At 54.8% G+C, this 23,376-nt stretch carries 14 protein-coding genes; 6 read left to right on the top strand and 8 right to left on the bottom strand.

Translation table 11 applies throughout. The annotated features are described in order from the left end of the window. Nucleotides 1-278 precede the first annotated feature (278 nt). From K239x_RS27870 to asnB, 3 genes are all read left to right on the top strand, one after another. Nucleotides 279-1,304, top strand: coding sequence for a glutamine synthetase beta-grasp domain-containing protein (locus K239x_RS27870; RefSeq protein ID WP_145421801.1), 1,026 nt, complete (start codon nt 279-281; stop codon nt 1,302-1,304). Between the two features lie 168 nt (nt 1,305-1,472). Beyond that, a complete protein-coding gene (locus tag K239x_RS27865) occupies nt 1,473-2,444 on the top strand; it encodes a serine/threonine protein kinase (RefSeq protein ID WP_145421798.1) in 972 nt (323 codons plus the stop codon). A gap of 291 nt (nt 2,445-2,735) precedes the next feature. Further along, nucleotides 2,736-4,643, top strand: a complete 1,908-nt coding sequence (gene asnB / locus K239x_RS27860; protein ID WP_145421795.1) for an asparagine synthase (glutamine-hydrolyzing) — start codon at nt 2,736-2,738, stop codon at nt 4,641-4,643. Nucleotides 4,644-4,654: 11 nt separating this feature from the next. On the opposite strand, the gene K239x_RS27855 is transcribed toward asnB, so the two are convergent. From K239x_RS27855 to K239x_RS27845, 3 genes are all read right to left on the bottom strand, one after another. Further along, complete coding sequence (locus tag K239x_RS27855) at nt 4,655-6,172, bottom strand: GGDEF domain-containing protein (protein ID WP_145421792.1); 1,518 nt, start codon at nt 6,170-6,172, stop codon at nt 4,655-4,657. A 351-nt stretch (nt 6,173-6,523) separates the two neighbouring features. Continuing rightward, nucleotides 6,524-12,763, bottom strand: a complete 6,240-nt coding sequence (locus K239x_RS27850) for a hypothetical protein (protein ID WP_145421790.1) — start codon at nt 12,761-12,763, stop codon at nt 6,524-6,526. A 460-nt stretch (nt 12,764-13,223) separates the two neighbouring features. Then, nucleotides 13,224-14,261 carry a galactitol-1-phosphate 5-dehydrogenase gene (locus K239x_RS27845; protein WP_145421787.1) on the bottom strand — a complete coding sequence of 346 codons (1,038 nt, stop codon included), beginning with the start codon at nt 14,259-14,261 and terminating at the stop codon, nt 13,224-13,226. 102 nt (nt 14,262-14,363) lie between these two features. On the opposite strand from K239x_RS27845, the gene K239x_RS27840 reads away from it, so the two are divergent. Together K239x_RS27840 and K239x_RS27835 are read left to right on the top strand one after the other, a co-directional pair. Next, nucleotides 14,364-14,867 carry a cell division protein FtsH gene (locus K239x_RS27840; protein WP_145421784.1) on the top strand — a complete coding sequence of 168 codons (504 nt, stop codon included), beginning with the start codon at nt 14,364-14,366 and terminating at the stop codon, nt 14,865-14,867. A 143-nt stretch (nt 14,868-15,010) separates the two neighbouring features. After that, nucleotides 15,011-15,955, top strand: a complete 945-nt coding sequence (locus K239x_RS27835) for a DUF1559 domain-containing protein (RefSeq protein ID WP_145421781.1) — start codon at nt 15,011-15,013, stop codon at nt 15,953-15,955. A 269-nt stretch (nt 15,956-16,224) separates the two neighbouring features. Here the strand turns inward: K239x_RS27835 and K239x_RS27830 are convergent, their stop codons facing one another. The 5 genes from K239x_RS27830 to K239x_RS27810 all read right to left on the bottom strand — a co-directional run bounded on the left by K239x_RS27830 (nt 16,225) and on the right by K239x_RS27810 (nt 22,277). Next, a complete protein-coding gene (locus K239x_RS27830; protein ID WP_145421778.1) occupies nt 16,225-16,623 on the bottom strand; it encodes a hypothetical protein in 399 nt (132 codons plus the stop codon). 480 nt (nt 16,624-17,103) lie between these two features. Then, on the bottom strand, nt 17,104-18,150 hold the full coding sequence (locus tag K239x_RS27825; RefSeq protein WP_145421774.1) for an arginine N-succinyltransferase: 1,047 nt from the start codon (nt 18,148-18,150) through the stop codon (nt 17,104-17,106). A gap of 127 nt (nt 18,151-18,277) precedes the next feature. Next, a complete protein-coding gene (locus K239x_RS27820) occupies nt 18,278-19,666 on the bottom strand; it encodes an aminotransferase class III-fold pyridoxal phosphate-dependent enzyme (protein ID WP_145421771.1) in 1,389 nt (462 codons plus the stop codon). A gap of 158 nt (nt 19,667-19,824) precedes the next feature. After that, nucleotides 19,825-21,027, bottom strand: coding sequence for a hydrolase (locus tag K239x_RS27815; RefSeq protein ID WP_145421768.1), 1,203 nt, complete (start codon nt 21,025-21,027; stop codon nt 19,825-19,827). A gap of 11 nt (nt 21,028-21,038) precedes the next feature. Continuing rightward, nucleotides 21,039-22,277 (bottom strand): DUF1559 domain-containing protein, encoded by a 1,239-nt coding sequence (locus tag K239x_RS27810; RefSeq protein WP_145421765.1) that lies wholly within the window; start codon nt 22,275-22,277, stop codon nt 21,039-21,041. 123 nt (nt 22,278-22,400) lie between these two features. Between K239x_RS27810 and K239x_RS27805 the strand changes: the two genes are divergently transcribed. Further along, complete coding sequence (locus K239x_RS27805; RefSeq protein ID WP_145421763.1) at nt 22,401-23,306, top strand: EamA family transporter; 906 nt, start codon at nt 22,401-22,403, stop codon at nt 23,304-23,306. Nucleotides 23,307-23,376: the final 70 nt, after the last annotated feature.

Below are 23,376 nucleotides of genomic sequence, written 5' to 3'. Positions count from 1 at the left end.
GAGCCGATCGCCCCCAAATCAAGCTAAAGACTTTCATAAATGCTCAAATTGGCTATTTTGGTGCTTTCCGATACATGTTGTTCAAGGTTTTTTTAGAATCTTTGGCGGCGTGTGCTGAAGGTCATTCGACGGATCCGAGTGTGCTTGAGCGCCAGGTAGGTGGGTAGTAGGAAAGCTTCGTGAGGGATTTTTACTGATGCGTCGAGCAGTCCCGTGTTGGTGACGGCGGCATCAAACGGTCAACTCGTTGTACAAGATTCATTGGGAGAAATCGATTAATGACCAAATGCAAGTTGGAATACATCTGGCTGGACGGCTATCAGCCAACTCAGAGTTTGCGTAGTAAGACCAAAGTGGTCTCGGATTTTAGTGGCAAAGTAGAAGACGCCCCTGTTTGGTGCTTTGATGGTTCGTCCACCGAACAGGCTCCTGGCGGCAGTAGTGACTGCTTGCTGAAACCTGTTTTCGTTTGCGAAGACCCAGCCCGCCTTGGCACTGGTTTCTTGGTCATGTGCGAAGTGATGACTCCCGATGGGGAAGCTCACCGTACCAATGGTCGCGCAACAATCATCGACGATGACAATGATTTCTGGTTCGGTTTCGAGCAGGAATACACGATCTGGGATTCAGAGACGAATCGTCCTATCGGATTCCCCGCCGAAGGTTTCCCTGCTCCTCAGGGACCCTACTACTGCAGCGTCGGATCCGGCAAAGCAGTTGGTCGCGAAATCGTCGAAGAGCACTTCGAGCTTTGCCTTGAGTGCGGCCTGAATGTCGAAGGCATCAACGCCGAAGTCATGATGGGTCAGTGGGAATACCAGATCTTTAGTAAAGGTGCTAAGAACGCTGGTGACCAAATCTGGGTCTCGCGTTACTTGCTCGAACGTGTCGCTGAAAAGTACGGCATGTCGATCAACTGGGAACCCAAACCTGTTGCTGGCGACTGGAACGGCAGCGGTATGCACGCCAACTTCAGTAACGAAACGTTGCGTTCATGCGGTAGCCAAGAAACCTACGAAGCCATCTGCCAAGCTTTCGAGCCACGCATCAAAGAGCACATCGACGTCTACGGTGCTGACAATCATCAGCGTTTGACCGGTCTGCACGAAACGCAGGAAATTGACAAGTTCAGCTACGGTGTTTCGGACCGTGGTGCTTCGATCCGTATCCCAATCGGTACCGTCGAAGCGGGTTGGAAGGGCTGGTTGGAAGACCGTCGCCCAGCATCCAACGCTGATCCTTACATGGTTGCCAGTGCAATCATCAACACGGTCAAAAGTGCAAAGCTGCCAGCAGGTGTTTAGCCCTGGCATCTGATCCGGTATTGAATCGAGGCGTTGGAAACCCCATGCCTTAACGATGTCGAGATCGCAATTCAAACAGAAACCCGGTGGCCCACGGCCGCCGGGTTTTTTTGTGGCTTGCTGGATCCTCCCGGGGATCCGTTCTGTCGGTCCGGACAATTCGCTACAATGAATGGCATGAGCAGCGAACCCATCATCCTATCGGGCACCGATTCTGATTTGCCTCAAGCAGTTGCACAGGGGCTATCGAGATACACCGGTTTTCGCGAAATGGCTCGCGGTGGCAATGGGTTGCTTCGTTCGTGCTTTGATCCAATCACAGGCCGAACCGTAGCGGTCAAATCGCTGCTGCCCGATGCCGCTCGCGACCGTGGCGAACGACGTCGGCTCCTTCGCGAAGCTCGCGTGACCGCACAGCTTCAGCATCCCAACACCGTCCCGGTCTACGACGTCGGTGATGATGAAAAAGACGGCGTCTACTTTGTGATGAAACGGATCTCGGGCGAGAACTTTTTCGAGATACTCAAACGGATCGCTCGCGGCGATGAATCGACCATCGCTGCATTTCCGTTGGAGCGACGGTTAGAAATCCTGGCCGATGCTTGCCAAGCTCTTGCCTATGCTCACGCGCGAGGTGTCATTCACCGTGATGTCAAACCGGAGAACATCTGGGTCGGTAATTTTGGCGAAGTGATTTTGTTGGATTGGGGCGTCGCCAAAGTCTGGGGGCACGCCGATGACAACGAGCCGATCCGACAGTCCGTGTTGAAACCTGACAGTGAACTGGAGTCACAGATGAAAACACTGACAGGCGGCGGCCAACGTCCAGGGACTCCGCTCTACATGTCTCCCGAGCAAGTTGACGGGAGTCGTTCGCTGGACGAGCGGACCGATATTTTCAGCGCTGGAGTGTGCCTTTACGAATTGCTGGCCATTCGCGAAACGTTCCGTGGCGCAAATATCGATGAGACATTTGACAACATCAAGAACAAACCCCCCCAGCCGCCCAGCGAACGATCACCCGACCGCAACATTCCCCCAAGAGCCGATGAGGTCGTGATGCGAGCGTTACAAAAACGACCGGGCGACCGCTACCAAAGCATGCGTGAATTGATCGCCGAAATTCGCAGCATCGAATAGCCGGTCGAACTGCATCAGTTCCACACACACCCAATGTACGCCGAGGGGGCTTCAGCTATCTCTTTCTAGGTTGCTGTTCCGAGGCTTTATGCCGATTTACACACTGGCGGGCGATGCAAATGCTTGGTGGCTTCGATGCGGTTCAAGCCAAGTTCCAGTCCGCCACTCTGCTGTCGGTGCTGACCTGCGACTCCTGAAAGTATGAGTCTTTGATGTCGTAGGGTGTAGTGAAAGGTCCGCGTGTATACTCGACCTCTGACCTGATGCACCAACTTGAGGAACTTTGTAAGGATGTGCGGAATCACCGGAGCTGTTTGGCGAGGAGAACGGAGGGCGATTGATGCCCCCACGCTTGCCAAAATGACCGATGCCATCGCACATCGTGGCCCCGACGATTCGCAGACTTGGATTGGTAGGGACTACCGAGATGCGTACGGCAATCCAGTGGGTGTGGGGTTAGGGTTTCGCCGGCTTAGCATCATCGATTTGGAAGGTGCTCGTCAGCCGATGTCCAACGAGGACGGATCGGTGCGAATGGTCTTTAACGGCGAAATCTACAACTACCAAACCCTGCGTCGACGTTTAGAAGGCCGCGGGCATCGGTTTGCGACCAATGGCGATGGCGAATCCATCCTGCACAGCTACGAAGACGACGGTGCAGATTGCTTCTCACATCTCAACGGAATGTTCGCGGTTGCGATTTGGGATGCAAACCGAAATCGACTGGTGCTGGCACGAGATCGCATTGGGCAAAAACCGCTTTACTACGCAGTCAAAGACAATCGCATTGTTTTCGGCAGTGAACTGAAATGCTTGGCCGCTGTCGAAGGCGTCTGCACGGAAGTCGACCCTGCAGCGATCGATGAATTTCTGACGTATCAATACATTCCCCACCCGAGCACGATTTGGAAAGGCGTTCGAAAGCTGGCACCGGGGCATTTCGCGATCTTCGAAAACGGCCAAGTCACTGTTCAGCGATATTGGAACTTTGATCCCAGCGTCGAAGTTCCGATCGATCCGCGGCAGGCCCAAGAACGACTGCGCGAGTTGTTAACCGATTCGGTCAAGCTGCGGATGCAAAGCGACGTCCCGCTGGGATCCTTTCTTTCGGGTGGAATCGATTCATCGTTGATCACTGCGATTGCGCAGAACCAGTCGGATCAACCCGTGCGTACGTTTAGCATTGGTTTTCCCATTGCCGAGTTCGACGAAACGACTTACGCGGCGCAGGTAGCCAAGCACCTGGGGACGCAGCATCAGCGTTTTGAAGTCACACCCAGTGCAGTGGATGTGATCGACAAACTGGTCTGGCACTACGATGAACCGTTTGGTGATTCGTCTGCCGTGCCGACTTGGTACCTTTCGGAACTGACTCGCAAAGAAGTCACCGTGGCCTTGTCAGGTGATGGCGGAGATGAACTCTTCGCGGGCTACGAACGCTATCGAGCGTTGTGGCTCAGCCGTCGATTGCAGAAGATTTTTCCTGTTCATCGCATCCCCGGAATCGGATTGGTGCAGCGGCTGCCCGATTCCAATAAACGACGTTCGGTCATTCGCCGAGCCAAGCGATTCTTGGAAGCAATTGGCCAACCGGACGCGCGACGGTACATGAATTGGCTACAGATTTTTCCCGAATCAATGCGAGCATCGCTGTACACGGATGACTTTGTACAGCAGCTCCCCGGTGACGATCCGTTTGATTTTCTCGACTCGGCTTGGTCACGTTCTGCGGGACGCGATGTCGTCACGCGGGCATCGACTACCGATATCTTGTCGTATTTGCCGTGCGATCTCTGTACCAAAGTCGACATCGCTTCGATGGCGCACGGCTTGGAAGTCCGGCAGCCGATGCTGGATCATCGGGTGGTTGAATTCGCGGCCAGCTTACCGGTCGATTTGAAATTTCGCGGTCGCCGAGGCAAATTGATTCTGCAAGATACGTTTGAATCGCAAATCCCCAAGAACATTTTTGCACGAAAGAAAATGGGCTTTGGCATCCCGATTGGGGCTTGGTTCCGTGATGAGCTGAAGCCGATGGTCCACGACACTCTGCTGGCGGACGACGCCAAGATCGGTCCGTATTTTCGCAAAGAAGCAGTCGCCGATCTGGTGCGGTCCCACGAAGCAAGCGAACAGAATCACGGATACCGTTTGTGGAACTTGTTGATTCTGGAAAAATGGCTTCGACGCTGGACCTAGCAGTGGGGCGTCTAGCCGATCCCGTTAAATTGCTCGATCGATACACAGCCACCACCACTTCGCTTGGCGACGTACATCAATCGATCTGCCTGATCGATTAGCCAGTTGGGATTTGACTTGTCGCCTCTGACCGGCTGATAGAACGTCCCTCCGGCGCTCAATCGAACTTCGATTGTTTCACTATCGACTGGCATCGGAGGTATTTCGCCGGCGACGCGTTGGGCGACGACGCGAAACTGGGGCAGCGTGATCGAATCCAGGATCACCAAAAATTCGTCACCACCCAGCCGGATTGCAAAGTCTTCGGTTCGAATCGATTTCTGCAGCCAGTCGGCAACGTGAACGATTGCTTCATCACCGACGCGGTGTCCCAGCTTGTCATTGATGCTTTTAAATTTATCGATATCCATGAACAGCAATGCGATCGCCCGCTTCTTGTTGATCGCCGCGGCCATCAGGTCGCTCAGGTGTTCGTTCATGAAGCGGCGATTATGCAACCCGGAGAGATCGTCACGGTAGAGGTCGTGATTTTCGATTCGATTTTTCTTTGACGTTTTCTTTGTCGACATCAGATCCATTTGATTCGCTAAGGCAATTTCCTGAAGCATATCCTTTGCCTTGGAGATGACGCGTTCGGTCCGAACACCCTCGCCGATGTTGAATCGGAACAGTACCGAGTACTCATTCACCAACGCATTCACTTCAGAGATCATCTCCTTGGCTTGATCAGGCTGGATGTCGAACTGAGTCTTCAGGCAGTCAGTCCATTGATCAAGCGAACTGTCGAGCGAGTCCTTTGTGTTGCGAGAAAGCACCACCGCCGCTCCTAGATTGGCCGCTTGGGTGATCGCGACAATGGGATCGTCGCCTTGTTTTGCCTTGGAGATGACCTGATCGCTATGGTGCAAAACAGCTTGTTCAAAGCGGTTTGCAAGTCCCCAATCGCGGATAATCTGCGCCGATACGTCGACGTGGCAGAATCCCAGCACGCTGCGTTCTGCCGCGGAAACGGTGGGGAACTTCGCACGGTCGAGGATGTTGTCGACATAGAGCCGCGGTTCTTCGGACAGCATCGCCAAGATGCCGATGTCTTGAATCATCGCCGCTAGAAAGTACGACGAAGGCTCCAGTTTCAAATGGATTGCAATCAGTTCTGCAAACACAGCCTGCGTCAACGAGCTTCGCCAGTGTTCTTGCCAGATCGGCTCCAGATCAGCTTGGCCGCTGTCATGCTGTGCCAGATGAAAACTGAGCAGCAAGGTGCGAATCATGTTCAGGCCAAGCTTGTTGACCGCGTCTTCGATCGTTTCCACTTTGGGGCGAAACCCGAAGAGCGCCGAGTTGACGGTCTTCATGACTTTGCCGCTGACGACAGGATCCGTCCGGATCACTCGCGCGACTTCGCGAAAGTCCGGGTCTTCTTGTTGTGCCAGTTCGATCAACTTGCTGGCGACTTCAGGAAGTGTCGGAAGACAGCTGGAGGAAGCGAACTGATCGACGGTGTATTTTTGAGTCTCAATCGTTTGCATGGAGGGATCCGCGGGCGCTGGAGGCGATATTTAGCGCCGATACTGACGCAGCGCGATCGAGCGCATGCGAGTGACTTCGGCGTGCCACAGCGGATCCAATCAGCCGCTTCGTCTCCTATGCGTCATCACGAAAATTCGGGCTAGGCAAACTTTCGTAGCATCAGTTGCCTGAGTCCAAGTCGGGAGCGAAAGAGCCCCGCGGTCGCACGATTTGCGACGTTTTTGAGCCATAGACGCTTCCTGTTGAAGTATCCGACAAGCATTGCAGCACGTTGATGCGGCGTGAAGAATCCAAAAGCAAACGGAGTTCGCCGACGGCAAACCCTCGTCACTTTTGCGGGTTACTACGCTCTAGTTGGACGGCGCTGCGACATCATGCAGCGTCGCGCCTTTCTCCTCGCTCATCACCAAAATCGCAAATCGCGTGGCTCCTCGTGCGCTCTCCGCACTGATGCTGGTGTAATCATATCGGCCTCTCAAATCCGTGTAGCCGTCTTTGTAAAACTTTACGCTGCCATCGCGATACTTGGCGTAGACTTTCACGTAGGCTTTGGTGATCGGGCGTTGATCCGCGGCATCCGTCGATTGCAACTGTCCGAAGCTCTCTGATACATAGGTTGTCATTTCACCCCCGTAGTAGAGCGCGGTACTGCGAGCTGCCCCCGCGACAATTTCGACCAGCAATGTTTGACGTCGCAAATGGTCGTCCAGCTGGAAATGGCCTACGCCGGTTGCATCGTCGAACTCAATCACATCGCTGCGGAGCGGTTTGACGATCGCCATCCGTTGCAAGTCTTCGCGAACAAACGGTGCTTTACTGAAGAGCAACTCCAAGTCCACGCCGTACAAATTCAGCGTCACTTTATCGGCACGGCGATGGTCGATTCGCACTGTATCGCCTTCGATTTTGACGACGACTTCGGGCTGCGACTGTGTTGCGGCTGCTTGACGACGTTCGCGATCCAGTACGGCTAGATCACCCGAACCTTCGGTGACCGGTTTCGGCTCACCTTGTCCGTCGGGAACGCTGACCAATTGCTGCGTGGGCATCAAATTGCCACGTTGTTTCAACTGACGGGCGATCTCGACAAATCGGCTCTTCCATCGTTCGATGGGGTAGTTGGCATACTTGTCGGCGATCTTTTCAGCGGTTTCGTACTGTTCACGGTGCAGAGCCAGATACGCTGCCAAGTAGTCGTACTGGATTTTTGTGTCGACGGCCGCTCGGTCTGCCGTGTCAAATGCATCCATGGCTTCTTCCATTCGATTTTGCAGCAGCAAGTAATACGTCAGTGCCAGTTTTTCGTCTTCAGGCATGGCTTCTTGGTAGCCCAGCATCTGTACAAAACTCTGATACTGTCGCAGGAAGGTTCCGTTAAGGATTTCGTTTTCGCTTCCCAATCGATGAATCCGTGCTCGAACCAGCGGTGCATATTCCAGCATCTCATGGCTTCGTCTCTCAATCGGTTGTACGTCCAACAAGACGCTCTGCAGAACTGGGCCGACTCGCTGTGTCAGGTCGTCGCGAAGAGCCAAGAAAGATTTGATGCGGGGCTCGTCACGATGTTTCAACGAGTACGCCCATAGATCAGCGATGGGCAAATTGGCATCGTCCAAGACGCTCATGACGGAGCGGTAGACGTCTTGATCGCTCATGCGGTGTGCGACCAACGTCCAATCCAAGTCACGCAAATTGGCGTCGTCCAGAAAAGTCTGGATCTGCTCTGGTGAACCCGTGCGAGCGATTTTTTCCCAAGTAATTGCGTTGTCTTCGGTTAGCTGGTCGACCACCGCGAACGCTTTATCACGTCCGCGAGCAAGCAGTTTGCCGTCAACGGCCACGGTTGCTGGGTAGTGGACGAAGTTGCCGGGCGATGGAAAGTAGAACTGGTACTGAATTGCCTGAACTGCGAACGGTTCCAAAGTAATGGTTCGGCTATCGGTCACCTGCGTCCTGCTCAGTGGCAAGCTGCCGGCGGGGATTTGCCAGAACACATCAACCACCATTCGTTCGGCCGTCGGGTTGGAGACGACCGTTTGGCCTTGGTACGCGGTGTCGACCAAGAACTCTTTTGGTTCGACCGATTCGTTGTCCTTGTCTTTGCGTTCGTGCAGTAACGCAAACTGCTGACCGACCAGAATGCTATTTTCATCATCCGACGGTTGCAGGGGTTTCAGGCGTTTGGTGACGACGGCCACCGCATGCTCGGGGGCATATGCCTGATCCTTTTCGGTTGGCAACGCAATTTCACCGGACTGGAGTGGTAACCCACACATGGCCAATGCCATCAGAACGCTGTGTCGGCTATCGACCGGGCGCAGCAAGTGCGTGGATAATTTGGCTGGATTTCCGTCGCTGTTGGCCAGGTCGGACCAGAACGGATTTACGCTGATCAAACTGCTGGGGGTTGGCCCGCCAACGATGCGAATCCGATCCCAATGGCTTTCGGCCCATTGTTTGGTGGAATCAAGTTCTTGATAGAAGCCAAATGCTTTGCCACCGAATCCGCCCCCGCCCATTCTGCCGCCAAAGAGGGCTTCTCCAAGTTCCGACTTCTTTCTTGCACGACTCAAATTTCGACCAAGCGATTCACGCAAGGATGCTCCACGCTGCGGCTTCTTGCTAAGAACGACGCCGTCGGCAGCAAACATCTCGACGGACGGCATTTCATTGGCCAAGCCAAGAGCCTCGACTTCCGCGAGACTCTCGTCTTCAAAGTCATACATCAGTCCGCCTGTCACCAACGCGTGCTCAATCTGTTGCCGGATCTGTTGATGGTCGTCGTCCTGATTCGCGACGATTTCGGCCAACTCACGTTGAATCGATTTGCGCACGTTCGGGACACGCATCGCTAAGAGTGCTCGCTCGGCAGCGTTCAGTTCGTTGTATTTCCACAACTGCGTGAACGACTTCAGATCGTCGCCCAGTAGCCAGTGGTCCAAAAACTGTTTTTCCTTTTTGTTGGCCAAGTAGTCCTTTACGAACGTGTCAAAAAATTCACGATCGTGCGTCCACAGGAACAGATGAAGTTCATGGCTGGCAAGGCGAGAATAGGCGTCCAGTTTGGCGTCTTGATCCAAACGATGCCAAAATGCTAGGTCGTCAAAATCGCTGAGTCGCGAGTCCGGCTGCAGCGTTTTGTAAAGTTTGAAGAGTGCCGCCACGCTGCCATACACCTGCACCTGCGCCGAACCCAGTGTTGCTAAATCGAGCGGTTGGTCTTTGGAGACGATCGACACCGCACGCTCAAATGTAAGCGGCTGGTCGGCTGCCAATGCTTTGGCGAGTCGCAGATCGATGGTTTCCGCGTCGGGTAGTTCCGCTGTGACGGTTCGCTGGAGAAGCGTGGCGGGATCACTGAGGATGATCTGCAAAATCGGCAGACCGCCGATGACGTCATTGGGAATCGCAACAACGCCATCTTTGTCGACTTGCAGGTTAGCGACGATCACACCAGCGTCGGCCAGGAAATCAAAGTCGGACGATTCGGCTTGAGCTTGCGCGTCGGCTTTTGCTGCAGCCCGTTTCATCGCACTACTTTGGGGCGCCGCTGCAGTCGGGGGTGGAGCGTCGCCACCGTGGGCCGTCTGTGTTGAATTGGTAGTCGATTCAGTTTCCCAAGGATTCAGGATGACGGAGGGCTGAGGGAGCATGACCCCGGGGTACTTGGTCGCATAACGACGTCGCAGGACATACTGATATTCATCGCCTAGACGTAGATCGCTGACGTAGCCACAGCGTGGTAGCGAAACGCTTCGTCCGGTTAATCCGGCTGCTGGAAGGCCAAGGTGCGAAAGCGGATCGGTCGAATCTAAGTAGCGAGACCCGTAGACATGAACACGTGCGAATCGAGTGTCGCCCGTGACTTGAATGCGGATACCATCATCGCCGCGTTTGATCGACGCGATGCTGATCGGCTGATTGGGAGAAGTCGAACGGTGACGGATTTTTCCGGCCACAACGTCGCCCAGTTTTGTGCCTTGCACGACCACGATTTGGGTACGTGAGCCGTCGGTGCGGTCGATCAAGTGATAGTCGCCCGCTGGCAGCTTGGTCGTGGTAAGCAGGCCTTGATCAATGGTGAGCTGGTCGGTGATGTCGGCGTGGAATTTGCCGCTACGGATTTCCAGCAATCGAAAATGTCCGTTGGCGTCTACGACTGGTTTTGCCAGAGGCAGCCGCACTGGTTGATCTGTTGTCGTGTGAACCTCGTTTGGCCAAACCGCACGGTCGAGCAGTAAGTCGCGTTGATGTTGCATTCCACCGGGCACGCCGTACCGGAGGCTGACGACATTCGGTAGCGGGCCAAGATTGACTCGGCCGCGATCATCACTTTGGAGTGCCTGTTCAATGGGGGCGTTTCGCACATTTGTGGTCAACGACACGTTGATCGTCGCGCCGCCAATCGGTTCGCCGTTGCGTCCGCGGACTTCGATCGTATAGTCATCCCCGTCACGCGTCAGAAAGGTATCGTGCGTGTGCGACGATTGACGGATGCCCGCAATATTCCAGCTGCGAGTGGTTTCTACCGAACGATTGCGGCCGTCAGAGAGGGCGGTGACTTTTCCCGATAGCGTTGCTTTTAAGTTTGCCAGTCGGGGCGGAACACGAAACGGTATCACGAGCTCCTGATTTTGGTCGAGCTCAAGATTCTCCACTTGTATCGTTGTGGCTAAGTTCTCCAGGTCCGTTGCCTGAATCAGTAGGGAAACGTCCTTTAACATTTCAGGGGCAACGATCTGCCCCGACATGGTTAATCGCGGGCGAAGCAGCAGTTGTCCCGTGCCGCCGCTCTGCAATTGAGTGCGGTCAACGTGCATGCCGGCGTCAAGACGATACGTTTCTTTGAGATGCCTGAAATCAATTCGCTTCGCGATTTTTCCGTCGGACACAGTGGCATGTCGGTCGACGCGGTTGGCGACTGGTGGCAATCCAATGCGGCCATTTTCGTCAGCGACAAATTCTTGCGATCCGACCAACATGGTTGCACCAGCGATCGGCGATTGGTTTTCATCGATGATTGTAAACAGCATGCCATTTGCAACCGTCGCACTGACGTGGTGAATCTCACCGCGTCGGATCATGGCACGTGCGCGAACACCTTTGCCGACCAAGTCGACGATCCATACGCCACGGCCAGCGATTTCTTTTAAAGACAGCGTTTCACGATGACGCTCGATTGCGGGTTGGTCGAATCGAAGCGTTTGTTCGCTGCTGGCAACCAGTCCGTCCAAATCGATGTCGGTGTTGATTGGCTTGCTGCTGGATCGGTAGTAGGCATCCGTATTGATCTGATAAATTCTCAGGACCAGTTCGTCGATGTTTTTTACGTCAACGGTCAGTTCGGTTGGTTCATCGGCTGCATAGCGAACTTTGTTTTCAGCGGTCAATCGAAGCTGCGTTGAATCACGAATTGCTTGTCGTTGGGGTGCCGACAGCATGCCGTACCAGTCTTGCGCATTGCCCTTGCCGGCCATCAGCTTGGTTTCGGCAAATGTGCGTTTAAGATAATCGGGTTGCAGGTACTGGCTGAAATCGTTGGTGTCTTTGGCGTCGCGTAGAAAGTGTTCTAGATAGGTGCGAACCAGAGCCTGTTCGTCCCCGATTGGGGACAAAAGAGCCATGCCAAAGAAATCTTCGCCCAAGTTGGCTCGATGTCCGCGTCGACCCCAATCGCGGTGAACGATCGGGCTATTGCGCGGCAGTTGAAGGTACCGCAAGAACAGCTCCTTGTCATAAATGCCTTGCGCCAAATTGGATTCTAAGACACGGTAGGACGCGGCAGCTTTTAGCGAGTTGTAGCTTTGTGGTAGCGTGCGAACGTACGATTCGACTCGTTGTAGATACTCCGCACGAACTTCGGGTTGTTGGCTGATGTCTTGATCGGCGCCGACGCGAAGTTGATTTAGTCTCGCTTCAACGAACGCGTTGTCATCGGCGATTTGGGGGACTTGTTTGGCAAGCGTGTCTAACTCTGCGAGCGTCAGAAAGGCATGAGCTTTCAAGTCGCCAAATCGCTTGTCGTTCTTTTTGCGGCTCAGTAGCTCCTTCGCGATCAGCTGGTCGAGTCCCACCAGATAAGGGCCGTCCACGCGAGACAAAAATTCATAGAGCGAAACTTTGATTCCTGCCGTTTTGCCTGAACGGTAAAGCCCCGCCAGGTAAGCCATGCCGGCAGGTTTGAGTGAATCGTTTCGCAGCAGTGCATCCGTGACGATTCGCTGGACGTCCAGTTCGTCGGCTTTGAGCGAACTTGGGAAACGCCGTTGGCCCGCAGTGGTCGGTGGGGCATGGTCGAAGTTGACGCCCAGGCGATTGACGAGATAGTCAATCGTACGCTGCGGTGATTCTCGGTAAGTGAGCAGGCGTTGGCGATCGAGCATCCCGGCGATGACGGGCGTTTCGCGGCCTTTGTGCTCGGCAAGCCAATCTTGCAAGATCGCTTCGGCGCGATTGGTGTCGCCAGTCGTTTGGAAGTGAAGGCAGTGATAGAAGAAGTAGTCTTCGCTATTGGGAATCAGCTCGGCCAGCATCGCCTTGCGGTCTTCCGCCAGAGCGTATTTTTCCATCAGTCCGATTGGTTCAGCCATAAGGTTGTTTGTTAAGCAAAGGAGGAGCGTGATGGTGGTGGCCAGGACGGGTCGCAGGTGGAAATGCATGTCACGTGTCCAAGAGAAGAAGAATTTAGCAAAGCAACGGTTGCGGCGCTCCCGCACTGCTGATTGAACGAGCGAATTGCTTCATTCTTAGGAAGAAAATCGCAGCGGCTCCAATCGCGGAGATTTCAGCCAAAGTGCCAGCCATCAATGATGATCGAGCCAAGCCGGAATATCCGTCGAAATCCCACCCAGCGGTGGAGAAAGAAGTTCGCCGGAGATGCTCCCTGGCAAGCAGATTAGACAGGGCGAGCATTGCTGCGAGCTGCAGGCATCGGTTCGCGCGCGCCGGTCTGCACGCAACGGGCACATCGTGAGATGGGCGCAGGGAACGACGATTCGCTTTCCTGCGTCTGCGATTGGAGATCCAAAGGCGATCAATCGTGGTGAAGATCTAGCTTTGTGGGCAGATGACCACTTTCATCTGATCAGGATCGCCGGCGTGCAGTCGTTCGAACCACTGGGGGGAATCGGCAAGTGAAATTTTGGCAGTGATCAGCGGTTCGACGTTGATGATGCCTCGGTTCATCAGATCGATGCACTCGGGATACTCACCATTGCATCCGCAGGTCCCGTGCAACGAAACTTCGCGAGTGACGACGCTCTGCAATGGCAACTCGATCGTGGGCGAGACATTTCCGACCAAGCATACACTGCCTCCTTTGCGAACCGATTCGATGGCCGTTGTCACGGTTGGCGTCGCGCCGACGACTTCCATTGCGACGTCGGCGCCGCGGCCGTGCGTCAGTTTGCGAATTTCTTCGGGGACATCGCATTGATCGCCGCGAAGTGTGATGTCGGCACCCAGTTCTTTGGCGGCGGCTAGACGTTTGTCGTTCAAGTCGACCGCGATCACTTGCGTGGCACCTTTGGCACGCACGGCTTGGAGTGTTAGCAAGCCGATCATGCCGGCGCCCACGATCACGGCAGTATCGCCAAGTTCAATCGGCGTGACGTTGGCAGCGTGTACCGCAACTGAAACGGCTTCGACCAATGCAGCGTGTTCAAACGAAAGCGAATCGGGCAATTGGTAGACAATTCGGCGCGGCACGCTGATGCGTTCGGCAAACGCACCGTGCCGTCGGTAGTCGTCACAGGAGACTCCCAACACCATGCGGTCGTCGCAAAGGTTGCGATGGCCATCGGTGCAAAAATGGCACTTGCCGCACGACACCATGGAATCAAACGTAACCCTTGTACCATCAGGCAAATCGGTCACGTTTGCACCCGTCGCGACAACGATGCCCGCAGCTTCGTGGCCCATGACCAGAGGGGGGATTCGCCTACCGGTGCTGCCGTCGTAGCCGTGGATGTCGCTGCCGCAAATGCCACACGCTTCGACCTGAACCAAGACGTCATCCGGTCCGACTTCGGGTTCGTCGACATCGGTAACTTGCATCTGCTTGTACTCGGTCAGCAAAAGGGCTTTCATGTGTATCTCAGTCTCGTTGATTGATCGGCGAATGGGTTTGTGAGCAACGAAAGGGCGTCGAATGGATTGCGCGGCAGTTGCTTGTCAGAGACACAGTTTAGCATGGGCGACACAAATTTGGACGATGACGAAACACTGACGGCCTATCACGAAGCCGGCCATGCTGTTGTCGGCTATGCCCTGGGGGGGCGAATCGAACGCGTGCAGCTAGGTGGTGAAGCTGACGATGATCTGCCTGAGCGTTTTGGCGACTGTTTGGTCAATTGGGGCCGCGTCAGCTCTGAGTGCAGTTGGCAGCGACAGTGCGAATTGATGACGATCCTGGCCGGTCCTGTTGCGGAGATGATCTATCGGGGCGAGCGTCTGCATCCGGCTCACTATGGGCCTTGGCAAGGTGATTGGCAGCAAGCCTGGATGCATTGTCCGCCAGTGAAAGACGATCGCTCCCGAACGTTGATACTGGAGAAGATGATCGTTGAACTTCACCAGCGTCTGTCCGACGATCAGTGCTGGGCAGCGATTGCGGCAGTGGCGGACGAGTTGCTGGCACACGAATATTTGGACGAAGAACAGCTTTCCGGTGCCCTCGAGTTTTGGGTTGGTTGATCGAACCTAAAGCCCGTCGGAGTATCGATTTCCGACTTGCTGTGTGAATGCTGGCGCCGCTATCAGTTTGACCGGTCCGTCTTTGGCCCGTTATAAAACAATCCGCTTCTATTCGCGTTTTGTGTTCACGGCGGAGGATACCAATGGGCGGTCGCAGGAAAGGATTCACGTTAGTCGAACTGCTGGTGGTGATTGCAATCGTGGGAATCATGGTGGGTTTGCTAATGCCAGCGGTGCAGGCGGCACGCGAGGCGGCGCGAGTGGTTCAGTGCCAAAACCATCTCAAGCAAATCTCGTTAGCGTGTCTCAGCTACGAAACCACTTTCAAACGATACCCTGGCTATGCTGGCGAGTGGCGTCCTACGTTTATCCACTACGAAACTAACGGAAGACCTCAGCTGGCACTTTCGGGTGATACATGGTTGACCCAGATCATGCCGTTTATGGAACAAGGCAAGCTGTTTAGAGAAGTCACAGGTCTGGCCAGCAGGGACGACGATTCAGTGACTGAATTTGATCGTCGGGCGGTCCGGATTCCGGTGGAGACGTTTCATTGTCCCACCCGGCGTGATGCCAAAGCCTATCCCTTGGTGGGCAGTTACATGAGTCGCTACGGCGCACGCGCCGCCCGCACGGACTATGCGATGAACGGCGGCTCAGCCGAACAATCCGAAGACAACTCGCTGCTCATCAATCACAAGCAAGACGGCATTTGGACGCTGGGAAAGCGGACAAAGACCAACCGAGTGTTCGATGGTCTATCACACACTTATTTGACGGGCGAGAAAGCGATGGACTCGCAGCGATACGAAACAGGTGACTGTTATGGTGATCGCAGCCCAGTCGCGGGTTGGAACAAATCGTGGATGTCCAGCCATTCGTATGTTCGATATGCGGCTCGGCCACCTGCGATGGATCGAGTCAACAATTGTCTGACTTGCCACGATTTTGGTAGTGCTCACGCGACCGGTTGGAATGTGGCGATGTCGGACGGTAGCGTGCAGATGACCAATTATTCGCTTGATCTGAAGCTGCATCATGCTCGCGGCAGCGTCGCGGGGATGGAGATCCAGGACTACGAGCACTAGGGCAACGTGCGGCTGGTTTTGTTTTTTGCAGGTACGAAAAAACGAGAAAAGCCCGCTCGGTATCCCGAGCGGGCTAAACGCTGGCAAGCGTGTGTTGATCGTGCGGAGTCGAATGCACGTCAACACAGACTCTCGCCGGGTGTCCTGACGTCTTTTGAAAGTCGGCCCAAGGTCTGCCAACGTTTGAGAGGAGCAGCTGGAGGAAGGAAGCTCATCTCATTTCAACAGTTCACCGGCGGAAGTGTATCGGCTAGCTCAAATTAGCTTCGTCATTTGCCCAAGAATGTTTTCTTGAGCCACGCATTTTTCTTACGCTCCATTTCTAACAGTTTGCCAAAAACATTCTGTTTCTTTGCAGGGCGCCGGTGATAGTGAACGTGGGCAGGTTGATGTTGATGCACGACCATTGGTTGAGCTGCCATCGGTTGGGCGACCATGGCGTGTTCGCCCTGGGTCATCACTTGTTGATCGATGGGTTGAGCAACCATCGGCTGTTCCATCACTTGATGGTCGGCCACTGGTGCGGGCATAGCAACATCAGACTGCACACCGTCGACGATCGGCTGAGTAGCACTGTCAACAATGCTGTGCTCAGGCGATTGAGCCATGACCGAGCTTGAGACGGTCAAGATACCGACAGCAGCCAAGGCAAGAATCAAATTTCGCATGGTATGGGTCTCTTATTTTTAGTCAAAGAATCGGTGGAGAGATGGTCGCAGTTTTGAGTTTCAAGTTGCGATCGTCTCGACACAAAAACATTCCACGCGGTTAGCGTTTGCGACGGACCCTGCCTAGATCAAGAACCTGATTTCAAATCAAAAGCACTCCGCAGCGACTCATTATGCCGATGCTGGGCGAGTCGCCTGGATGCGACGGTTTTGGCAGTCTGGCAAGAGATGTCCGGCAGGCGTCGTTGCTGTGCGTAGAACCGGTTCAGCTTAACGCGATTGAGGCAATTCGCAGCAATCTGAATGAGGGTTGCAGCGATGGCAAAAGATTTGCCAAACGAGTCGAGTTTTGCAACTGGCAGGCCGCGTCGCGCGTACGCGGTCCAGACCACTGCGGCACGGTGGAATTCCTTGCATTCGTGTCGCAGTCAATCGGTTTGGCCAACGTCCATCTTCGATTCGATTTATCGCAAAACCGATCTAGGTCGTCTTGGGGCGTGACGGCATTTCAGGGCGTGACGGCATTGTGTAGCAGGTTGAGCCGACGTCCAGCGACAGAGCCAGTGCGGCGTTGCGGTCAATCGTCAGTTGATCGCCATCGCTGGACACCGCGGTTAGGACGCTCGTGAATTCGTTGGCATCACTAGACAAAATCGTGTCGGAACGGCCGGGAAGCGGTTGGTCAGCGATCTTTGCGATCTGACACGGTTGAGTGCGACGCACCGCGTTGATCTGCTTGGTTTCGCAGCGGACAACAGGACCGCCATCGAAAATGTCGACCAAATCGGTTTCGCTGAAGCCTTCGGATTTGAGCAGCTTGAGCGCAGGCTCGGTTTCACGATGCACTTTGCCAATGCCATCACGGATCTCCTGCGGAAGCAAATCCAGGTAGATCGGGTGCATCGGCATCATCTCTTCGATGAACTGTTTGCTGATCGTCGACATCGTATCGACGACGTTGAAGTCCACCGGAATAAATTTCTGTGCGATGGCTTCGTAGAAAGGGACTCGTCCGTCGCTGTCCTGTCTGCCTCGCATTTCGGCGATCATGCCATCGGCAAATCGGCCGGGCCGCATGGCGATCAGTGCAAACCGCGATAGCGAAAGCCAGCGTCCCCATCCTTCGCCACGGTAGATGCCACGCAAAAACAAGCTGCCGATTTCACTGGGGCCGTCATGAATCCGTTGCAGTTGCAGCGAAGTCCGCGTGTGACTGATGTTAAGCAGCTCACTGTGATGTTCGCTATGAGTGATTTGATAGGCGTAGAACGGTTGGTAGCCGCCCGTTTTGGTATAGACAGTCGAGGTGCCGACCAATTCGCCTGTCTCATCGTTGGTGAGAACCAAAACATAGGGTTCGCCACGTGGCGAGGTGCCTGTTCTTGAAAAGGCAAAGACGGATTGTTCGATGCGATCAAGCAGGCGGTTTCGGTCCAGTTGCAGGGTTGTCAATCCACGCGTGGCCGATTGGACCAACGCAAACAACGCGTCGAGGTCGTCGATCTTTACAGCACGAACAATCCACATCACAGCACCTTTGGAATAGCCATCACCTTTGGGGTAATGTAGAGCGGCGTCGCAACGATTCAGCCGCTTTGCCTGGGAGCGTGTCGTCTGCTGTCCAGTCGCTGACAGCGTCTTGCGGCGACTGCGACTAACTTTTCAAAACAGTTTCAATCAACGCTAGCGCGTCATCGATGTGTTGGTCGGTCGTGGTTGCCGGTGGCGGCAGGAAACGGATTCTGGTCGGATCGGACCCGCAGACAAAACCGAGGATGCCGATGTCAAACATGTTCATCATCATTGTCTTAGCGACATCAAAGCTACCGTCGCCCGGTGTGAAAGCTACCATCATGCCTTCGCCAAATGGACCGCTGATTTTGTCGGGGTAAGCGTCAGCAAGATTGGCCAGGCCAGCTGCAAAATAGTCGTGTCGTTTTGCGTTTTGACCGTCTTTGCCAAAGCACTTGTTCGACTCCAACGCATCCAACATCGCCAGTCCCGTCGCGATGGACGATGACGATCCGGTGAACGTCTGGCTCAGGATGGGGCCTTTCGGTTTGAACGATTCTCCATAGAGCGTCGCACAGACCTGCGAAATTTTGCCGACCGTCACAATGTCAGCAAACTCGTCCAAGCCGTAATGTTGGAAAGCAAAGGGCTGCGTGGTTCGCGAAAACGATTGGACTTCGTCAAAGATGATGGGCACTTCGGCTTCGCGAAGTAGTTTGCAAATCGGCGTGAAGAAATCGTTGCTGCCCGGGTAATAGCCGCCTTCGCCAGCAATGGGTTCGGCCCAAAACGCAGCGTAACGTCCAGGATGACGATTCAATAAACGACGCAGTTCATTCATGGCCCAGCGGAGGCTTCGCTTGGGATGTTTGGGGTCGCGAAACGGCAGATAGTCGACTTCGATCGTCAATGGCAAACCCATTCGGTACTTGGGTCGGTCCGTGATGGCGGCCATTGCCAGAGATCGGCCTGCAAAGGCATTGTCGAACGCAATGACTCGATCCGCTGGAGCACGATTGTGCATCGCGATCTTGAGTGCATTTTCGTTTGCCATCGCGCCACTGGTCGATAGCAAACAATGATCCAAGTTGGCGCCGCTGGTGGTGGCCATGTCCAGCAAGCGTTCACACATTTTGATGCTGGGCGGATGCTGTTGCAGGTTGCCCTGCATCACGGTGTCTTCGATGGCCGCGTCGATGGCTGCATCGATCATGGCGGGGTTGCTGTGCCCTGCCCCGTGGACGCCGATGCCGCCGATAAAGTCCAGCTTGACACTGCCATCGGCCATTTCGACATACGGGCCGTTACCAATGCCTGATGAGAGGTAAGGCCAAAACGGTGGACCGCCGCGAGCACTCCCCAGTCGCTGGAGCATCGATTCAAAGTGTTCGGCCAAATCGGGATTGGCGGGCTGCGCGGAGGTTAGATCGGCGGCATGCTCGGCGACGGCTTCGGCAATCAGAGCCTTGGCTTGAGCGATACGAGAATCGGATCGCAGAGAGTCGGCGTGGGTGGACGGGAGTTTGCTCACGGTGCGTCGTGTGAATGAGTTGGATGGGGAATTTAATCGCTGCGTTTATAGTAGCGTTTTCGCCCGGAAAGGTTCAGTCGAGTATTTGTCGTGCACTTCGCTTGCGAGACGAATGCTGACGGATCGGGGCGTTTGATGTCTTTTGTCGCAGTATTGGATCAGGACTTTTCGGAACAACTATTCTGGATAAATGCGGCGACCGTCAATGCCGACGGCACGATCGAGTCCAAGTCGCAGAATTCGTCGGGGCTGTGCAAGTTGCCGCCCGCCACACCCATTGTGTCGACATTGGGCAAACCAAAGGCAGCCAGTTTGCAGCCATCACAGGCGCCTCCGGTGTCTCGCCAAGTGATGTTTCGTCCCGCAAGTTCGCCTGCGGCTTCTACGCGGCGTTGAACTTGCTGCATCGCCGGGGTGACCGGTTTGGGAGGCGACGAAAAAGTTCCAGTCAATGAAACGCGGTAATCGCCCACCGTGAATTCGTTGGCAATTCGTTGCAGCGATGTTTCGATTCGTTCCATCGCTTGGGCATCAACGACGCGCGTGTTCAATTGCAAAACGGCGTGGTCCGGGACTTGGTTCAAAGGACCTCCGCCGGCGATCCGACCCACATTCAGCAGTACTCCGCGATCGGGTTCGTGCAGTACCGTCAGTGCGGGAATGATCTTGCAAAGGTGGACGATCGCATTGCGGCCGTCGCCGGGATTGCGACCCGCGTGAGCTGATTTTCCGCGGGCAACAAACGAAAAGTTTCCAGAGCCTTTGCGAGCCGCAACCAGCGATCCATTCGGGAGCGAAGGTTCAAACAACAACGCGGCATTGAACTTGGGGGCGATCCGTGACATCAGTTCCCGCGATGCCGTCGAGCCAACTTCTTCGTCCGGATTCAACAAGATAGAAACGCCAGCGTCCGTCGCCAAATCGAATTTCAACATCGCTTCGACGGCCATCGCAATGACAGCGATGCCACCCTTGGCGTCCACGGTTCCCGGTCCGACAAGAAGATTGCCGTTGGCTTTGCATTTGTCAGGCATGCTGCCGCGCGGATACACCGTGTCGTAGTGGATCATTAGCAAGACGCGATGCTTGGCCGATGGGTTGTGATGCCAAATCAGCGCGGGCCCTGTTTCTTGTTCCAACCAATCCTCTGTGTCACCCAACAACCGAAGCGGCGGCAAGTTGATGCGGTGAAAGGAAACGCCAAACGTGGCGAAGTCATCGCAGAGAACGTCAGCCATTTTTCGAAGAGCAGATGCATCTTCGGACCACGAATTCTGATTGCACCAATGCTCAAGTCTCTGCGCCGCATTGGCGGATTGATCGTGCATCCAGTCACTAGCAGTTTGCAATGGATCAGGCATGTCGTTGCGTATTACTCAATGAAGGATTGGTCGGTCGTGGCTGTATCAATCGTACCCATCGCTCGCCAGACTCCGGCATGAGAGACGGTTTCGCCGGTCGCGTCTTTAGCATAGACGGTCGGTCGCGATGGGTCGCCCACATCCACGTCATTGGTGATGAATACCACGGCGCCATCACCCATCAGGACATGGCAACCACCTCGGTGATTGCTTGAAGCACTAAAAACGCCCTCCAGGCGAAAATCAACTACCGTGTCGCAGCTAGGCGAATTGGGCGGCAAGATGGTGTTGAATCCTGACCAGCTGATCGCACCGTCGGCCCAATTGCCGCCTCGCGATGATTTGCCGTCAGGCGACATCCTTAGCTTGATGCCGCTTTTGTAAATCCCGCCTTTGACGGTTGCAAGACAGAGTGACGGATCGTCGCGAAGACCTGGGATGTTTTGTGCGATGGCTCCCTCGGCCCGCCGCGTGCCATCATAGGTAACAACCTCGCCCATGAATATGGTTTCGCTCAAACCATCGGTGATGTCTCGGAAGCGAAGTTGCTTGCCAGCTATAAACGCACCTCGCTGAGTGGTCGCATCGGCAACCTGATCACGAAACGCCAGCGGTAAACCGGGTTCGTAGCCGACTTCATGAACGGCATCGCCGTAGCTGACGACATAGTTGGAGGCAGCTGCCCGAGCGGATGGCTGGGCAAATGGCTGGGCCAATTTGTCCGCAGGACATCGATAGGTCGGCATCCCGATCTGCCAAGCCGGGTAAGACGCAGCACGCCATGGTGCTGGCCCCATGGACGGAAAAAAATATTCATTGTTCGCATTGCGAAAGGGGCCGTCGATTGTTGTCAGGCTGTTCAATGAATATCGATAATCGGGACTGCCTTTCATGCCCCACTGCTTCTGCAGTTCTGGTTTCGGAATTTGCCCTGTCACAAAGGGGTTTGAAATCATGGACCACATCGGGCTCGCTTCGACGAACGGGGTGATCGCGACCAATGCGGAAAGCCGCCGCTGGTTCGACCAATCATCGTGGCCTGGAGTCAGACCGGTGCCACCACATCCCGGTGGAATTAGTTTGTAGGCCGCATGGTAGTTATGAATAGCCAGGCCAATGTTCTTGAAGTGATTGCTGCAAGACATTCGTCGCGCTGACTCTCTCGCGGCTTCGACAGCGGGTAGCATCAATGCGATGACGAATCCGACGCAGACAACGAGCGCAAGGCAACCGAGTCGCTTGGTGATCATTTCGGTTCGCCTTTGGAAATGAGAGCGTAGCCGCGGATGCGGGGGGGGGATAGTCGCTCTTACGATGGCTCTCGCATTTCCGTTCGCTTGTCCGATCGCGACCGGTGTACCACACTTCCCTGCATGAACTGGATTGTACTGTCGTTGTTGTCGGCCTTGGTGCTGGGAGTCTACGACGTTGCCAAGAAACTTTCGGTGCGCGGCAATGCCGTGCCGGCGGTTTTGTTGGCCAACGTCTCGGTCGGCGCTGCAATTTGTTTGCCGTTGATCATCTGGTCGGCCGTGTCTCCCGATTCGCTACCGATTGAATTGCTGCGGGTCGATTCGCTGTCGATGGTTCAGCACGGTTTGATCTTTGCCAAAGCTTGTTTGGTGGGTGCATCGTGGACCTTTGCGTTTTTCGCGCTGAAACACCTGCCCCTTTCAATTGCATCACCGATTCGCGCGACCAGCCCATTCTGGACCATCCTGATTGCGATTCCGTTTTTGGGTGAACGCCCAACCGTCATGCAGTGGATTGCGATCGCGATCACGCTGGGTGGTTTTTGGATGTTCTCGGTGGTGGGACGACGCGAAGGCATTCGATTCACACGCGACCGCTGGGTTGGTTGCATGGTCGTGGCGACTGTCTTGGGGGCACTCAGCGGTATCTACGACAAGATTTTGTTGCAGACGTTGGGGATGCGGCCAACCAACGTGCAGGTCTGGTTTGCAGTGTATTTGGTCATTGTGATGCTGCCGCTATTTGTCCGTTGGTACAAACGCGATCGCGGATTGGTGCCGTTTGAGTGGCGGTGGGTGATTCTGCTGGTGAGTCCCTTGCTACTGATTGCCGACATGCTGTACTTCACGGCAGTGGCTGACCCCGAAGCATTGATCGCGGTGATCTCAACGCTGCGTCGCTGTAGCGTCGTGATCGCGTTTGCGGTGGGGATCAAGATGTTTGGCGAAGTGAACTTTGGTGCCAAAGCAGTTTGCGTGGCGGCGATTTTGGTAGGTGTATTGATGTTGGCTCTGGGCAAGGCCTGATTTTGTCCCAAAATGGGACTGCGAAACGATTGTTTTGCCCCAGTGTTCTCAGCAGCCGCAAATCGGCTAT

It is taken from the genome of Stieleria marina (assembly GCA_007741555.1).
GTDB lineage: Bacteria > Planctomycetota > Planctomycetia > Pirellulales > Pirellulaceae > K23-9.
Note: the sequence above shows the minus strand (reverse complement) of the source record. Positions and strands in the feature narration are given on the sequence as shown.

Coding starts and splice junctions, on each gene's coding strand:
- K239x_RS27870 (WP_145421801.1), top strand. CDS start 279: ATGACCAAATGCAAGTTGGAATACATCTGGCTGGACGGCTATCAGCCA.
- K239x_RS27865 (WP_145421798.1), top strand. CDS start 1,473: ATGAATGGCATGAGCAGCGAACCCATCATCCTATCGGGCACCGATTCT.
- asnB (WP_145421795.1), top strand. CDS start 2,736: ATGTGCGGAATCACCGGAGCTGTTTGGCGAGGAGAACGGAGGGCGATT.
- K239x_RS27855 (WP_145421792.1), bottom strand. CDS start 6,172: ATGCAAACGATTGAGACTCAAAAATACACCGTCGATCAGTTCGCTTCC.
- K239x_RS27850 (WP_145421790.1), bottom strand. CDS start 12,763: ATGGCTGAACCAATCGGACTGATGGAAAAATACGCTCTGGCGGAAGAC.
- K239x_RS27845 (WP_145421787.1), bottom strand. CDS start 14,261: ATGAAAGCCCTTTTGCTGACCGAGTACAAGCAGATGCAAGTTACCGAT.
- K239x_RS27840 (WP_145421784.1), top strand. CDS start 14,364: ATGGGCGACACAAATTTGGACGATGACGAAACACTGACGGCCTATCAC.
- K239x_RS27835 (WP_145421781.1), top strand. CDS start 15,011: ATGGGCGGTCGCAGGAAAGGATTCACGTTAGTCGAACTGCTGGTGGTG.
- K239x_RS27830 (WP_145421778.1), bottom strand. CDS start 16,623: ATGCGAAATTTGATTCTTGCCTTGGCTGCTGTCGGTATCTTGACCGTC.
- K239x_RS27825 (WP_145421774.1), bottom strand. CDS start 18,150: ATGTGGATTGTTCGTGCTGTAAAGATCGACGACCTCGACGCGTTGTTT.
- K239x_RS27815 (WP_145421768.1), bottom strand. CDS start 21,027: ATGCCTGATCCATTGCAAACTGCTAGTGACTGGATGCACGATCAATCC.
- K239x_RS27810 (WP_145421765.1), bottom strand. CDS start 22,277: ATGATCACCAAGCGACTCGGTTGCCTTGCGCTCGTTGTCTGCGTCGGA.
- K239x_RS27805 (WP_145421763.1), top strand. CDS start 22,401: ATGAACTGGATTGTACTGTCGTTGTTGTCGGCCTTGGTGCTGGGAGTC.